The 15,391-nt window shown below is 66.8% G+C and carries 7 protein-coding genes and 1 pseudogene; 4 read left to right on the forward strand and 4 right to left on the reverse strand.

Annotation, left to right across the window (positions count from 1 at the left end; all coding sequences use genetic code 11):
* The first annotated feature begins 138 nt into the window (after positions 1-138).
* Complete coding sequence (locus tag WS96_RS25755) at positions 139-1,722, forward strand: isocitrate lyase (RefSeq protein WP_059836411.1); 1,584 nt, start codon at positions 139-141, stop codon at positions 1,720-1,722.
* A gap of 836 nt (positions 1,723-2,558) precedes the next feature.
* Positions 2,559-4,424 carry a phosphoenolpyruvate carboxykinase (GTP) gene (locus WS96_RS25760; RefSeq protein WP_059836413.1) on the forward strand — a complete coding sequence of 622 codons (1,866 nt, stop codon included), beginning with the start codon at positions 2,559-2,561 and terminating at the stop codon, positions 4,422-4,424.
* A 140-nt stretch (positions 4,425-4,564) separates the two neighbouring features.
* On the opposite strand, the gene WS96_RS25765 is transcribed toward WS96_RS25760, so the two are convergent.
* Positions 4,565-6,229: an acid phosphatase gene (locus WS96_RS25765; protein WP_059836415.1), complete on the reverse strand. Its 1,665-nt coding sequence runs from the start codon at positions 6,227-6,229 to the stop codon at positions 4,565-4,567.
* A 464-nt stretch (positions 6,230-6,693) separates the two neighbouring features.
* On the opposite strand from WS96_RS25765, the gene ftsH reads away from it, so the two are divergent.
* Positions 6,694-8,670 (forward strand): ATP-dependent zinc metalloprotease FtsH, encoded by a 1,977-nt coding sequence (ftsH, locus tag WS96_RS25775; RefSeq protein WP_059836513.1) that lies wholly within the window; start codon positions 6,694-6,696, stop codon positions 8,668-8,670.
* Between the two features lie 141 nt (positions 8,671-8,811).
* Here ftsH and otsA read toward each other — a convergent pair whose 3' ends face one another.
* From otsA to WS96_RS25790, 3 genes are all read right to left on the reverse strand, one after another.
* Complete coding sequence (gene otsA / locus WS96_RS25780; RefSeq protein ID WP_059836417.1) at positions 8,812-10,218, reverse strand: alpha,alpha-trehalose-phosphate synthase (UDP-forming); 1,407 nt, start codon at positions 10,216-10,218, stop codon at positions 8,812-8,814.
* 355 nt (positions 10,219-10,573) lie between these two features.
* Positions 10,574-12,193, reverse strand: a complete 1,620-nt coding sequence (locus WS96_RS25785) for a methyl-accepting chemotaxis protein (protein ID WP_082720360.1) — start codon at positions 12,191-12,193, stop codon at positions 10,574-10,576.
* A 468-nt stretch (positions 12,194-12,661) separates the two neighbouring features.
* Positions 12,662-14,746, reverse strand: coding sequence for a TonB-dependent receptor (locus tag WS96_RS25790; protein WP_059836421.1), 2,085 nt, complete (start codon positions 14,744-14,746; stop codon positions 12,662-12,664).
* Between the two features lie 330 nt (positions 14,747-15,076).
* Between WS96_RS25790 and WS96_RS34625 the strand changes: the two are divergent.
* A pseudogene (locus WS96_RS34625) lies at positions 15,077-15,336 on the forward strand (hypothetical protein); the annotation flags it as partial.
* Positions 15,337-15,391: the final 55 nt, after the last annotated feature.

Here is a 15,391-nt window from a genome sequence, read left to right on the forward strand (position 1 = left end):
ATATCTTATGTCTTATATAAGACTTGGTCGAAATCGCGCCGGGCAGGATTACTATTGAGTCCATGCAGTTCGCTTCGTCACACGCGGCGGGCACGCTGAATCCTTTACTCAAATGCGCTTCGTTCCCAGGAGATAGACATGTCCCAATATCAAGACGACATCAAGGCAGTGGCAGGTTTGAAGGAAAACCACGGCAGCGCGTGGAATGCCATCAACCCCGAATATGCCGCCCGCATGCGTGCCCAGAACAAGTTCAAGACCGGCCTGGACATCGCGAAGTACACCGCGAAGATCATGCGCGCCGACATGGCCGCGTACGATGCCGATCCGTCCAAGTACACGCAGTCGCTGGGCTGCTGGCACGGCTTCATCGGCCAGCAGAAGATGATCTCCATCAAGAAGCACTTCAACAGCACCGAACGCCGCTACCTGTACCTGTCGGGCTGGATGGTCGCCGCGCTGCGCTCGGAGTTCGGCCCGCTGCCGGACCAGTCGATGCACGAAAAGACCTCGGTCAGCGCGCTGATCCGCGAGCTGTACACGTTCCTGCGCCAGGCCGACGCCCGTGAGCTGGGCGGCCTGTTCCGCGAGCTGGATGCGGCGAAGGACGCGACCGCCAAGGCCGCGATCCAGCAAAAGATCGACAACCACGTCACGCACGTCGTGCCGATCATCGCCGACATCGACGCCGGCTTCGGCAATGCGGAAGCGACCTACCTGCTGGCCAAGCAGTTCATCGAAGCGGGCGCATGCTGCATCCAGATCGAAAACCAGGTGTCGGACGAGAAGCAGTGCGGCCACCAGGACGGCAAGGTCACGGTGCCGCACGAGGACTTCCTCGCGAAGATCCGCGCGATCCGCTACGCGTTCCTGGAACTGGGCGTGGACGACGGCATCATCGTCGCGCGTACCGATTCGCTGGGCGCCGGCCTGACCAAGCAGATCGCCGTGACCCACGCGCCGGGCGACCTGGGCGACCAGTACAACGCGTTCCTCGATTGCGAAGAGCTGTCGGCCGACCAACTGGGCAACGGTGACGTCGTCATCAAGCGCGACGGCAAGCTGCTGCGTCCGAAGCGCCTGCCGAGCAACCTGTTCCAGTTCCGCGCCGGCACGGGCGAAGCGCGTTGCGTGCTCGACTGCATCACGTCGCTGCAGAACGGCGCCGACCTGCTGTGGATCGAAACCGAAAAGCCGCATATCGCGCAGATCGGCGGCATGGTCAGCGAGATCCGCAAGGTAATCCCGAACGCGAAGCTGGTGTACAACAACAGCCCGTCGTTCAACTGGACGCTGAATTTCCGTCAGCAGGCCTACGACGCGATGAAGGCCGAAGGCAAGGACGTGTCGGCTTACGACCGTGCGCAGCTGATGAGCGTCGAATACGACGACACCGAACTGGCCAAGCTGGCCGACGAGAAGATCCGGACGTTCCAGGCCGATGCATCGCGTGAAGCAGGCATCTTCCACCACCTGATCACGCTGCCGACGTACCACACGGCTGCGCTGTCGACCGACAACCTCGCCAAGGAATACTTCGGCGATCAGGGCATGCTCGGCTACGTGGCGGGCGTGCAGCGCAAGGAAATCCGTCAGGGCATCGCCTGCGTGAAGCACCAGAACATGTCCGGTTCGGACATCGGTGACGATCACAAGGAATACTTCAGCGGCGAAGCGGCGCTGAAGGCAGCGGGCAAGGACAACACGATGAACCAGTTCTGATCGTCGTCCGACCCGAAGCACGACGCCAGCCCCTTGGGGCTGGCGTTTTTTTGTCTGCCCGAGCAGGTGCGTGACCCGCGCACGGTCTTCGCGACGTACCGGTTCGTCGGCACCCCGTCGATCGCGTCGAGATCGACGAAGCGTCCGCCACTATCGATCGTCTCGGCCGCGTCGTGCCGGAATTTTGCGTCGTCGCCGACCGCGTCGAAGCATGCAGGCGGGCCGTCATCGCGGCGACCGGCAGTACTCCTCGACGATTCGCGTCGTAGCCGGGCACGTATTACCCCGGATTGCCACGCGCGCCGTTATGAGCAGTGGCCGCATCGGGGCATTCGATCGGGATGTTTGTGTGCGCAACCTAATTCAGGGTTTGCCTGAGTAGCGAAAACGCGAATGGGCGCCGTGTGTGTGCGCATCGCCGGCATGGACGATACGCAGGTTGAAATTACCGCTCGCGCGAAACCCTTGCCGGGCGGCTGTCGCGGGCGTTTCGTCCCCGAGTCGCCTGCGACGACGCCGTAAAAAAGCACCCACCTGCAATGCGCGTGCCGGTGCGCCGTCACAGTTGTTTCTTGTTGCAACGCAACGCCCGCCCAATAACGGCGATGGTATGCTGGCCGGCATGGAGTTGTATGGCAGGTTGCTTGCATGGCGAAACTCGCGTTCGCACCCTCTAACGAGACTTCACCTTCTCTCGCACGCATCGCGGCTTCGACGCGCGCTCCGCTCGCGCGTCGCGTTCTGCGTGCCGCATCTTCCTGCGCTCCGCACGCATTCCCCATCTCGCGGGCTCGCCCGCATCCCCCATCCCCGCCCAATAATCTGGAGACACCCCCATGTCGCAAAACACTTTGGCCGAAGCGACCCACGGCCCGCTGATCGCTCCGCCGGCTTTCGTCAAACATCGCAAGCTGATCGACTGGGTAGCGCGCATTGCGGCGCTCACGGAGCCCGAGCGCATCGTATGGTGTGACGGTTCGCAGGAAGAATACGATGCGCTGTGCCAGGCGATGGTCGACCAGGGCACACTCACGCGCCTGAACCCGGCGAAGCGCCCGAACTCGTATCTCGCGCAATCCGATCCGTCGGACGTCGCGCGCGTCGAAGATCGCACGTTCATCTGCGCGGCGTCGCGCGACGACGTCGGCCCGACCAACAACTGGATCGATCCGGCCGAAATGCGCGAGACGCTCAACGGGCTGTTCCGCGGTTCGATGCGCGGTCGCACGCTGTACGTCGTGCCGTTCTCGATGGGCCCGCTCGGCTCGCCGATCGCGCACGTCGGCGTCGAGCTGTCCGACAGCCCGTACGTCGCGGTGAACATGCGGATCATGACGCGCATGGGGCGCGACGTGTACGACGTGCTCGGCGAGGACGGCGAATTCGTGCCCTGCGTGCACAGCGTGGGCCATCCGCTCGAGGCCGGCCAGCAGGACGTGCCGTGGCCGTGCAATCCGGTCAAGTACATCGTGCACTTCCCGGAAACGCGCGAGATCTGGAGCTTCGGCTCGGGCTACGGCGGCAACGCGCTGCTCGGCAAGAAGTGTTTCGCACTGCGCATCGCGTCGACGATGGGCCGCGATCAGGGCTGGCTCGCCGAACACATGCTGATCCTCGGCGTGACGTCGCCGGCCGGCAAGAAGTATCACATCGCGGCCGCGTTCCCGTCCGCGTGCGGCAAGACCAACTTCGCGATGCTGATTCCGCCGCAGGGCTTCGACGGCTGGAAGGTCACGACGATCGGCGACGACATCGCGTGGTTGAAGCCCGGCCGCGACGGCCGCCTGTACGCGATCAATCCGGAAGCCGGTTTCTTCGGCGTGGCGCCGGGCACGGGCGTGAAGACCAACCCGAACGCGATCGCCACGCTCAAGGAAAACGTGATCTTCACGAACGTCGCGCTGACGGAAGACGGCGACGTGTGGTGGGAAGGGCTGACCGACACGCCGCCCGCGAAGCTGACCGACTGGCAGGGCAATCCGTGGACGCCCGACACGGCCAAGGAAACCGGACGCAAGGCCGCGCATCCGAACTCGCGCTTCACCGCGCCGGCCGCGCAGTGCCCGTCGATCGACGACGACTGGGAAAACCCAGCCGGCGTGCCGATCGACGCGTTCATCTTCGGTGGCCGCCGCTCGACGACGGTGCCGCTCGTGACCGAGGCGCGCGACTGGGTCGAAGGCGTGTACATGGCCGCGACGATGGGTTCCGAGACGACGGCGGCCGCCGTCGGCAAGCAGGGCATCGTGCGTCGCGATCCGTTCGCGATGCTGCCGTTCTGCGGCTACAACGTCAGCGATTATTTCGCGCACTGGCTCGAGCTCGGCAAGCAGCTCGAAGCCGCCGGCGCGAAGCCGCCGAAGATCTATTGCGTGAACTGGTTCCGCAAGGATGCGAACGGCAAGTTCGTGTGGCCCGGCTTCGGCGAGAACATGCGCGTGCTGAAGTGGATGCTCGATCGTCTGGAAGGCACCGGCGGTGGCGGCGAGCATGCGTTCGGCGTGTCGCCCGCGTATGAAGACCTGCACTGGGACGGCCTCGATTTCACGCGCGATCAGTTCGAGGCGGTGACGTCGATGAACGCGGACGAATGGCGTGAGGAACTGAAGCTGCACGCAGCGCTGTTCGATACGTTGAAGCTGCGCTTGCCGGCTGAAATGACCGACACGATGAAGAAGATCGAGCAGCGTCTCGGCGGCTGACGCGCGGGATCGGCGTCGCGCACGTTGCGCGCGACGCATTGCCCGGCGCCGCATGGCGTCGCCGGGCCGGAAACGAACGACGCCCCGGGCCATTCATCGCGTGGCCCGGGGCGTCGGCGTTTCCGGTGATCGACGGGCGATCAGCCGAGATCGAGCGCGTTCGTCAAATCGCCCGGCGGCGTTGCGCCGCGTGCGGCGAACGCGTTGTTGCGCCGGACCACGCCGTCGAGCGGCGCGAGGCCGTGCACGCGGCTGATGAAGCGCAGGATCGAGTTCGTGTCGTACAGCGTGTGATCGACGAAGCCCTTTTTCGCGAACGGCGAGATCACGAGCGCCGGGATCCGCGAGCCGGGGCCCCAGCGATCGCCGACCGGCGGCGCGACGTGATCCCACCAGCCGCCGTTCTCGTCGTGCGTCATCACGATCACGGTGTTTTCCCATTGCGGCCCGCGCCGGATATGGTCGATCACGGTCGCGATGTGACGGTCGCCCGATTCGATGTCCGCATAGCCCGCATGCATGTTCAGGTTGCCCTGCGGCTTGTAGAACGCGACGGCCGGCAGGCGGCCCGCGTCGATGTCGGCGATGAAGTGGTTGGTCGACGGCGCGTCGCCGAGCCCCGCGTCGCGCAGGTGCTTGCGGCGCGCTTCGGTGCCGGGCGCGTAGTTCGCGAAGTAGTTGAACGGCTGGTGGTGGTACTGAAAGTCGGGCACGGTGCCGGTGTCGCGATGCTCGAGCGCGTACTGCCATGCGCCGCTGTACCACGCCCAGTCGATGTTCTTTTCCGACAGGCGGTCGCCGATCGTCGCGTAGCCCTGCGGCGGCATCACGCGATGGTCGGACGGATCCGCATACGCGGCGTTGCCCGGATCGGGCGGCGGCACGTAGCTCGGCTGGTACGGCGGCGCCATCGTGTTCACGCCGTAGCCGTCCGGCGTCAGCGGGCCGTCGGCCGCGAACTTCGGCGGGCCGTCGAGCGCGGACGCGGGCGAATCGTCGGCGAGCTTCAGGCGCGTGCCGGTCGGGTCGTCGCCTTCGACCTGCGACAGCAGTTTCGCCGCATGCGGATGCTTGTGCGCGTCCGGATACAGCGGCGGCTGCGCGGAGATCAGGAACATGTGGTTCATCCACGAACCGCCGAAGGCCGCCATGAAGAAGTTGTCGCACAGCGTGTATTGCCGGGCGAGATTCCACAGGCGCAGCGTGTCGGCCGAATTGCGGTAGTGGCCCATCACGAGGCCGCCCGAATCGGCCCATGCGGCGAACTGGTCGTTGCGGCCGCCCGCGATCTGCATCTGGTTCTGGTAGAAGCGATGCCACAGGTCGCGCGTGATCACGCCGTTCGGCAGCGGCTTGCCCTGCGCGTCGGTAATCCGGAACGGCGCGTTCGGCAGCTTGTCGATGTCGCGCTCGGCGATCGCGTAGCGCTTGCCGTCCACTTCCTGCGCCTGCGGCACGAGCCCGCCCCAGATCTTCGGCAGCACCGGCAGCGGCGTCTTGCCGTCGCGATCGAGCTGTCGCGCCTGTTCGGGCCGCAGGTCGCCGAGCGGATAGCGCACGCCCGGGAAATCGCCGTACAGGTTCGCGAAGCTGCGGTTTTCCGCATAGATCACGACGATGTGGCGCACGCGCTGGCGCAACGCTTCGTCGATGCGCAGGTCGGCGGCCGAACGCGGTGCGTTGTCCGCGGTGGTTTCGCAGCCGGCGACGGCGACACCGGCACCGAGCGCGGCGAGGCCGCCGAGCACACGGCGGCGGTCGGGATCGGCGGGCAGGTCGTCGGGGCGATCGGGGGTGTCGTTCACGTCGTGGGCTCCTCGGATGGGCGGTGGGCGGGTGTCGTTCGATGCGCGCCTGCGTTGCGCGGGCTGCCGCGACGCAGCGCGGAATGCCATGGCCGGCATCGCACGCGGTGGTGCGACGCGACTGTCACATAAATGTCATGAACGCGACTATAGCGCGCCAAGGGGGCAGATGAAAGCCGTTCGTCGGACGATTCGACGCGCGCGCGGCGAGCGGTGCGCGACGCCCGCGCGCGAACTAGACTGGAATCAGGGGCGGCGCGTCGCGGCGTGCCGCCCGGGCGAGGATCGCCCCGCGACGCCGGCCGACGGTGTTGCCGAGGCGGCATCGATGCAGCGAACGATGCGAGACAGCGAGGCGACGATGGCACGGATGCTTGCCGTTTTCGCATGGCGGCCGCGTACCGGTTCCGCGCGCGTGCCGGCGTGAGCGCACGCCGCGCAGCCGATACGGCCGGCCCGATGCCATGGACAAGAAATTCGACTACCCGGGATTGCTGATCGCGGCGGGCTTCTTCGTGCTGTTCGCCGCGCAGTTGCTGATGCTGCGCCCGACGTCGACGCCGATCGCGTACAGCGATTTCCACCGGCTCGTTGCCGCGCGACTCGTCGACGATCTCGAGGTCGGCCCCGCGTCGATCTCGGGCGCGCTGAAGATGCCGCAGGCCGGCACGATGCTGCCGGCGTCCGACGCGACGGTCGTGCAGCAGGCCGGCGCGCCGTGGCGCTTCACGACCAGCCGCGTGACCGACGAGCACCTGATCGACACGCTGACCGCGGCCGGCATCCGCTATCGCGGCACGCCCGACACCGGCTGGATCGCGTCGCTCGCGTCGTGGCTGCTGCCGCTCATGCTGCTCGTGTTCGTGTGGAACATGATGCTGCACAAGCGCGGCGGGCTGCAGGACTTTACCGGAATGGGCAAGAGCCGTGCACGCGTGTACGTGCAGCAGGAAACCGGCATCACGTTCGACGACATCGCGGGCATCGACGAAGCGAAGGCCGAACTGCAACAGCTCGTCGCGTTTCTGCGCAATCCCGATCGCTATCAGCGGCTCGGCGGCAAGATTCCGAAAGGCGTGCTCGTCGTCGGCGCGCCGGGCACGGGCAAGACGCTGCTCGCACGCGCGGTGGCCGGCGAGGCGGCCGTGCCGTTCTTCTCGATCAGCGGCTCGGCGTTCGTCGAGATGTTCGTCGGCGTGGGCGCCGCGCGCGTGCGCGACCTGTTCGAGCAGGCGCAGCAGAAGGCGCCGTGCATCGTGTTCGTCGACGAGCTCGATGCGCTCGGCAAGGTGCGCGGCGTTGGTCCGATGTCGGGCAACGACGAGCGCGAACAGACGCTCAACCAGTTGCTGGTCGAGATGGACGGCTTCCAGGCAGGCTCCGGCGTGATAATCATGGCCGCGACGAACCGGCCCGAGATCCTCGATCCCGCGCTGCTGCGGCCGGGCCGTTTCGACCGGCACATCGCGATCGACCGGCCTGACGTGAACGGCCGCCGCCAGATCCTCGGCGTGCACGTGAAGCGCGTGAAGCTCGCGGCCGACGTCGATCTCGGCGAGCTTGCGTCGCGCACGCCGGGCTTCGTCGGCGCCGATCTCGCGAACGTCGTCAACGAGGCCGCGTTGCATGCGGCCGAACTCGGCAAACCGGCGATCGGCATGGCCGACTTCGACGAGGCGATCGACCGCGCGCTGACGGGCCTCGAGCGCAAGAGCCGCGTGATGAACGAGCAGGAGAAACTGACGATCGCGTATCACGAAGCCGGCCATGCGCTCGTCGCGGAAAGCCGTGCGCATTGCGACCCGGTGAAGAAGGTGTCGATCATTCCGCGCGGCGTCGCCGCACTCGGCTACACGCAGCAGGTGCCGATCGAGGATCGCTACGTCCTGCGCCGCAGCGAGCTGCTCGACCGGATCGATGCGCTGCTCGGCGGACGCGTGGCGGAAGAGCTCGTGTTCGGCGATGTCTCGACCGGTGCGCAGAACGACCTCGAACGCGCGACCGCGATGGCGCGCCACATGGTCATGCAGTACGGGATGAGCGAGAAGATCGGGCTCGCGACGTTCGACGACGGCGACACGCGCTCGGGCTTGCCCGGCATCTGGCATGCGGACGGCGGCCGCTGCAGCGAGCACACCGCGCGCATGATCGACGAAGAAGTGCGCACGCTGCTGACCGATGCGCACGCGCGCGTCGCGACGACGCTCGGCGAACGACGCGACGCACTCGAACGCATCGCGCGACGGCTGCTGCAATGCGAGGTGCTCGAACGCGACGCGCTGCAGGCGCTGATCGACGGACGTATCGAACCGTCGTCGGCGACTTCGGTGTTAGCCGGCGACGAAACGAATGCGCGCGGCGGCGCGATCGACACGGAGCACGCCTCCACCGTCGAGCGCGATTTCGTCGCGTACGGACGGCCGCACGAATCCGATCGCTGAAGCCGTTGCGCGGGCTGGCGCGCGTCGACATTCCTTCCTTTTCGCCACGGAATCGCCACGCGCGGCGCGCCCGTATCGATCGAACGGCGTCGTGCTCGCATGCACGACGAAGCGGGCAGGGCGTGAGCGCGCGTCGGCGCGTCAGGATTCGGTCGCGGCCGCGACTTCGGCCGCTTCGGCGAGCGCGTCGAGAAAGCGCGTGCGCCACCAGTGCACGTCGGTCTTGCGCACGATCGCCATCAGCGCCGCATGACGCTGGCGGCGCTCTTCGAGCGGCATCGTGAGCGCGCGCTGGATCGCCTGCGCGGTGCCTTGCGTGTCGTACGGATTGACGAGCAGCGCCGATTTCAGTTGCTCGGCCGCGCCCGCGAAACGCGACAGCACGAGCACGCCCGGGTCGGCCGCGTCCTGCGCGGCGAGGAACTCTTTCGCGACGAGGTTCATCCCGTCGCGCAGCGGCGTGACGAGCGCGACCCGGCTCGCGCGATAGAGGCCCGGCAGGCGCTTGCGCGCGACGGTGCGGTGAATGTAGCGCATCGGCATCCATTCGAGCTCGCCGTAGTCGCCGTTGATCGCGCCGCACAGGCTGTCCATCTCGCGCCGCAGGTCGTCGTAGGCGCCGAGATCCTCGCGGCTCGGCGCGGCGATCTGGATCAGCGTCGCACGGTCGCGGTTCTCCGGATACTGTTCGAGCAACTCGCGGAACGCATGCACGCGCTGCGGCAGCCCTTTCGTGTAATCGAGCCGGTCGACCCCGACCAGCAACTGACGGCGCGAATATTCGTCGCGCATGCGTTCGAACATGGCGAGGCCGTCGCGATCGCGCGCGAGCGACTCGAATTCGTCGACGTTGATGCCGATCGGAAACGCGCCGGCCGACAGCGTGCGGCCGAACGCGCGCAGTCGGCCGTCCGGCAGCCGCGCCGCACCCGCTTCCGCTTCGACGTAGTGCTCGAAGTGGAGCAGATCCGATTCGGTCTGGAAGCCGACGAGGTCGTACGCGAACAGCGCGCGCATCAGCCATTCGTGTTCGGGAATCGCGGCCATGATCGGCGGCGGCGGCATCGGGATGTGCAGGAAGAAGCCGATCGGATTCGTGCAGCCCATCGCGCGCAGCTCGGCCGCGAGCGGAATCAGCTGATAGTCGTGGACCCAGATGGTGTCGTCGGGCCGCAGCAGCGTGCGCAGCTTGCGCGCGAACAGCTGGTTCACGCGTCGGTAGCCGTCGGCGAAGCGCCGGTCGAACTGCGCGAGATCGAGCCGGTAGTGAAACACCGGCCACAGCACGTTGTTCGAGTAACCGAGATAGTAAGCGTCGTAATCCTGCGGATCGAGATCGACCGTCGCGAGCTGGATGCCGCCGACGTTCTGGACCTGCACGTCGTCGCCGCGCGCGGTCTGCTCGTCGCCGCCGCGTAGTCTGCCGCTCCAGCCGAACCAGACGCCGCCGGTTTCCTGCAGGCTGTCCTTCACGGCTACGGCGAGGCCGCCGGCCGCGGCTTTACGGGGATCTGCGATGCGATTGGATACGACGACGAGTCGGCTCACCAGCTCTCCTGACGATTGTTGGGGAAGGTTCGTGCGGCCAGGGCGCGAGAGGCAGACGCCGCCGTCGGCGCGCGGTGCGCGATACGACGGGGCCGCATGGCGATCGGACGGGAGTCAGGGCACGCGATTCGCCGTCCGGTCGAAAAGTGCTTTTTTAGGATACTCGTCATTCGTGCGTTTTAAAAGTCCGTGTCGACGAACGGCTCGGGCGAACAGGTCGCGCGGTCGCGATGGCGCCTGTCCTGCAACCGGCGCTGCCCGAGCGGGACCGAAACTTGCGCCGCGCTGCGACGCAGTGTGTGCAAGGCCATGCGACGAGTGGGGCGTCATGGTGCCGATGACGATGCGCATGCCGTTACGCGGCAGCCGGTTGCCAGCGGCGCGTGTCGGCTTCCTGTGCATGCGTGCCGGGTGATACCGCATGCGCGCCGGCCGGCATCCGGAACGCGGCGACCGTTTCGGACAACTCGCGGCCCTGCGCCTCGAGCGACTTCGATGCGGCCGCCGCCTGCTCGACGAGCGCCGCGTTCTGTTGCGTCGTCTGGTCCATCTGCGTGATCGTCAGGTTCACCTGGTCGATGCCGCGGCTCTGCTCGGCCGACGCGGCTGCGATCTCGCCCATGATGTCCGTCACGCGCGCCACGGCCTGCGTGACGTCGGACATCGTCTTGCCGGCTTCGCCCGCGAGCGCGGAGCCGTCGCGGATCGTCTGCACCGACGCGGAGATCAGCGCGTTGATTTCCTTCGCCGCCGTCGACGCGCGCTGCGCGAGACTGCGCACCTCGCTCGCGACGACCGCGAAGCCGCGACCCTGTTCACCCGCGCGGGCGGCTTCGACCGCCGCGTTGAGCGCGAGGATGTTGGTCTGGAACGCGATGCCTTCGATGATGCCGGTGATGTCGGCGATCTTCGACGAGCTGTGGCCGATCTCCGTCATCGTGTCGACCACGCGGCCGACCACCGAGCTGCCGCGTTGCGCGACGTCCGATGCATTCGCGGCGAGCGTGCTCGCCTGCTGCGCGTTTTCCGCGTTCAGGCGCACCGTGGACGTGAATTCCTCCATCGTCGCCGCGGTTTCCTGCAGCGATGCGGCCTGTTCCTCGGTGCGCTGACTCAGATCGAGGTTGCCCGATGCGATCTCGCTCACCGCGTGCGCGATGCTGTTCGACGAGTCGCGCACGCGGCCGACGATGCCGATCAGCCGCTCGTTCATCGTCCGCAGCGCATCGAGCAGGTCGCGCGTTTCGTCGTTGCCGCGCACCTCGATGCGGCTGCCGAGATCGCCGTTCGCCACCGTGCGCGCAACGTCCACGGCCGAGCCGATCGGCGCCGTGATCTTGCGCGTGAGCCACAGGCCGCCGCCGGCCGCGATCGCGACGGCGATCAGGCAGATGCCGGCCAGCAGGTTGCGCTCCACCGTGTAGCGATCCGCGAATGCCTGCGCGATCCCGATTTCGCGTTCATGCGTATAGGTCGCGTAGGCGTCGGTCGCACGCACCAGTTGCGCGAGCAGTGGGCGGCAATTGTCGTCGATGTCGGCGATCGCGTCGTCCTTCCTGCCGGCCTGCGCGAGTCCGACGATGCGCAGTGCAACGGGCCCGTAGCGGGTTTCGATGCGCACGATCTCGGCGACCAGCTCGCGTGCGCGATCGGACGTGTCGGTCGCCTTCGCCATGAGGTCGTCGAGCTTCGCGAGATGGTCCTGCACGTCCTTGTGCGCGTGGTTCACCTCGGCGAGTTCGGCCTCGATGTCGGCCGGCCGGGTGGCCAGCACGAGATTGCGCGCGGCGATCGCGCGCCGGTCGACCGCGGTGCGGATGTGTGCGGCCAGGCTGGCCCGCGCGTTGATGCCGTTCATGTAGCGTGAAAACTCGGTGTTCGTATCGGACAATGCCTTGAGCGCCATGCCCGATACGGTCACGACGACCGCGGCCAGCAGGCCGAAGCCGCCGAGGAGTTTCGTTTTGATGCTCATTCTGACGATTTTCACGTTTCGGCCCTCGTGCGTGTGGTTGTAAATGGAATTTATCGCTCGACCAGATACAGGTTGGTGCCGGCTTTAACGGGAATTTGGAATGATTCTTTACCCTTCGAAAACCCTTACATTCGTTTTTCAAACGCCGTTGGCCTTGTCAAGCGGGCGTTCTTGATCTTCATCAAATGGTTTGCGGGATGGCGATTTATTCGATTCGTTATGTACGGGATTTGAATGTGGTTTTACTGGCGAAACAAAAAACATCTTTTTTATAATATTTGTCTGATGATTTCTTTCTGATTTGCCGGTGAATGAGGGAATTTCGTTGCGATGCGCGGGTTCGATGCGAGCGGCGTAATCGGCGCGAGGGAATGACGAATAAGCGGAGCGGAGCGGCGCGGGCGGTTCGGGTTCGCGCCGGTAAAAGGCCCGCGAGGCCCGCGGCGGGCGCCGCGAGCCGTAGGAGGGTCAGAACGTGGTGCGCAATCCGGCCATCACGCTGCGGCCGCCTTCCGGTGCGAAGCCGCGCACGACCGACGTCGCGTAGCGGATCTCCTGGTTCGTCAGGTTGTCGCCGCGCAGGTACGCGAGCCAGTGCGTCGCGCCGACGCGGAACTTGTAGGTCAGCATCACGCCGAGCGACGTGTAGCCGTCCGTGGAGAAGTCGTTGTCGGGCACACGATGCTGCGACCACGCGTGCGTGACCTGCGCACGCGCCCCGAACGGGCCGTAACCGTAGTCGGCCGCCAGCGTCGCACGCAGCGGCGCGATACGCGGCAGCGGCTGGCCCGTGTCGACGTTGCGCGCGTGCGTGTAGTCGGCCGTCAGTTCGAGATCGACCGTATGGCCGCGCCGCGCGAATGCACGCCACTTGCCGTCCAGCTCGATGCCGTAGAACTCGGCGCGCACGCCGCGATAGATCGCCTCGTTGAGCGAGCCGTCGGTGCCGGGCGCGACGGGCTGGTCGTCGCCGTCCACCACGCGGCCGGTGTTGTACTCGGTCAGGTAGTTCGAGAAGCGGTTGTAGAACACGCCGACGCTGCCGCGGTTCGGCCCGCTCGCATAGCGCAGCGACAGGTCGGTCGACACGGCTTTTTCCTTCGACGCGTTCGGGTTGCCGATCAGGAACTGGCCGGTCGCATCGTGCGGGCCGTTCGAATACAGCTCGTAGAAGGTCGGCGCGCGTTCGGTGTAGGCGACGTTCGCGGCGACCGACCATACCGGCGTCAGCGAGAACAGCGCGCCGGCCGACAGGCTGCCGGCGTTGAAGTCGCGCGGCTGCGCGAGCGCGAATTTCTCGACGCCGGCCGGATCGGGATCGACCTTCACGTGCTCGATGCGGCCGCCGAGGCTCAGCTTCAGCGCCGGGACGACCTGCCATTCCTCCAGACCGAACAGCGCGACGCTGTTGGTGCGCGTGGACGGCACGAGCAATTCGTCGCCGAGCGCGGAAAAAGTGTTCTGGCCGAACTGCACGCCGATCGCGCCTTCGAACGGGCCGATCTTGCGATGGCGCGCCTCGATGCGCGCCTCGTAGCCGCGGTTACGGAAGGTGGTCGCCGTCTCGCCGTTGTTGACTTCCTTGTGGCGGTAGTCGGTGTACGCGAAGTCGAATTTCAGCGTCGTGAACGGCCCGCTCAGGTTGCGCACCTCGGACGCGAGCGCAAGGCGTTCCTGGCGCATCCGCAGCCGTACGTCGCTTTCCGCGACGGAGCCGTAGTTCGATTCGTAGCCGCTGTACGACAGGCCCGCGAAACCGTCCGCCCACGTGTACGACGCACCGACCGCACCGCCGTGCACGCGGCCGTCGCTGTTCGGCACGTTGCCTTCCGGTTGCGGCGTGTCGGGGCCGTCGATCGCGCGTTGCTGGCTGCTGCGCGCGTAGCCGGGAATCCGCAGCTTGCTCGTTTCGCGATCGAATGCGTCGACGTGGAACGCGAAGCGGCCGTTGCCGCCTTCGACCTGCGCGGCGCCGGCGCGCACGGAATTCGCGCCGCCGTAGCGCGCGTCGAGCGCGCCGGTCACGCCCTGGATCGCTTCGCGCGGAATCCGGTTGTCGATCGTGTTGACCACGCCGCCCACCGCGTTGCCGCCGTACAGCAGCGCGGCCGGCCCGCGCACGATTTCGACGCGCTCGATCGACAGCGGATCCTGCGGCACCGCATGGTCGTACGACAGCGACGACGCGTCATACGCCGCGACGCCGTTCTGCAGCAGCCGGATCCGGTCGCCGTCCATCCCGCGGATGATCGGACGGCCGACCATCGGCCCGTAGGTGGTGGTCGACACGCCGGGCAGCCCGTTGAGCGTTTCGCCGAGCGAATCGGCCTGGCGGCGCGTCAGCGCATCGCCGGAAAGCTGGACGGTCGGCGCGATCAGTTCGGTGTCGCCGAGCGGGTTCGCGGTCACGAAGATCGGCGCGAGCGGCGCGGGTTCGGCGGACGGCGTGCCGGACGCGGCGGGCGCGTCGGTCTGCGCGTGGGCGACGACGGCGAACAGGATCAGCGACAAGGACGAGAGCGGGCGAAGCGGTAAGCGAGGGAGGTCGCGCATGGTCGGTGAATCGGTTGGGATCGGATAACGAGCCATGCGGGCGATCGCTGGATACGATATATTGTTGCGCCAATGACGCGCAATGACCCGTTGGAACATGGCTCGGCGATGCGCGGCCACCTGGGTTGGAACGGCGTCAGGCGGACGAGCACGCGAGATGATATGTTATATCATGTCAAATTCCAAGCCGAACGGCAGCATCCCGTCGGGTTTCTGTCGGATCGGCGAGGGCGGCGACAGCAGGAGGGCGACGTGCGACCGCGGGATCGTGCGTTCGCATCGAACGCCGGCGAGCGCTGCGACGCCGCGAAGCCGCGTCGATCGATGCGCGGTGCGGTGGCGCTCGACGGCCTGCCGCCGTCGATGTCCCGTTGCCGATCTTCTCGCCCGTGCCGAACGGCAACGCCGTGCGCGGGTCGACCGCCGGCACGCGGCGCGATCTGCGGGCGTCGCCCGATTGCGCGGCGGACGGGCCGGTGCGCGCCCGTATCCGGCGCGACCGGCTCGCCAACAGCGACGACGTATTGGCGAAGCCGAGGGAAGGGCGGTCGACGAACGCATCGTGCCGACCGCCTGCATCGATGCCCTGAACATGCGCACGGCGCCGCGCGACGCATGGCGTCGTGCGGCGCCGGAACGGTCATC

It is taken from the genome of Burkholderia sp. MSMB1835 (assembly GCF_001526365.1).
Lineage (GTDB): Bacteria > Pseudomonadota > Gammaproteobacteria > Burkholderiales > Burkholderiaceae > Burkholderia.

Coding starts and splice junctions, on each gene's coding strand:
- ftsH (WP_059836513.1), top strand. CDS start 6,694: ATGGACAAGAAATTCGACTACCCGGGATTGCTGATCGCGGCGGGCTTC.
- WS96_RS25755 (WP_059836411.1), top strand. CDS start 139: ATGTCCCAATATCAAGACGACATCAAGGCAGTGGCAGGTTTGAAGGAA.
- WS96_RS25785 (WP_082720360.1), bottom strand. CDS start 12,193: ATGAGCATCAAAACGAAACTCCTCGGCGGCTTCGGCCTGCTGGCCGCG.
- WS96_RS25790 (WP_059836421.1), bottom strand. CDS start 14,746: ATGCGCGACCTCCCTCGCTTACCGCTTCGCCCGCTCTCGTCCTTGTCG.
- WS96_RS25760 (WP_059836413.1), top strand. CDS start 2,559: ATGTCGCAAAACACTTTGGCCGAAGCGACCCACGGCCCGCTGATCGCT.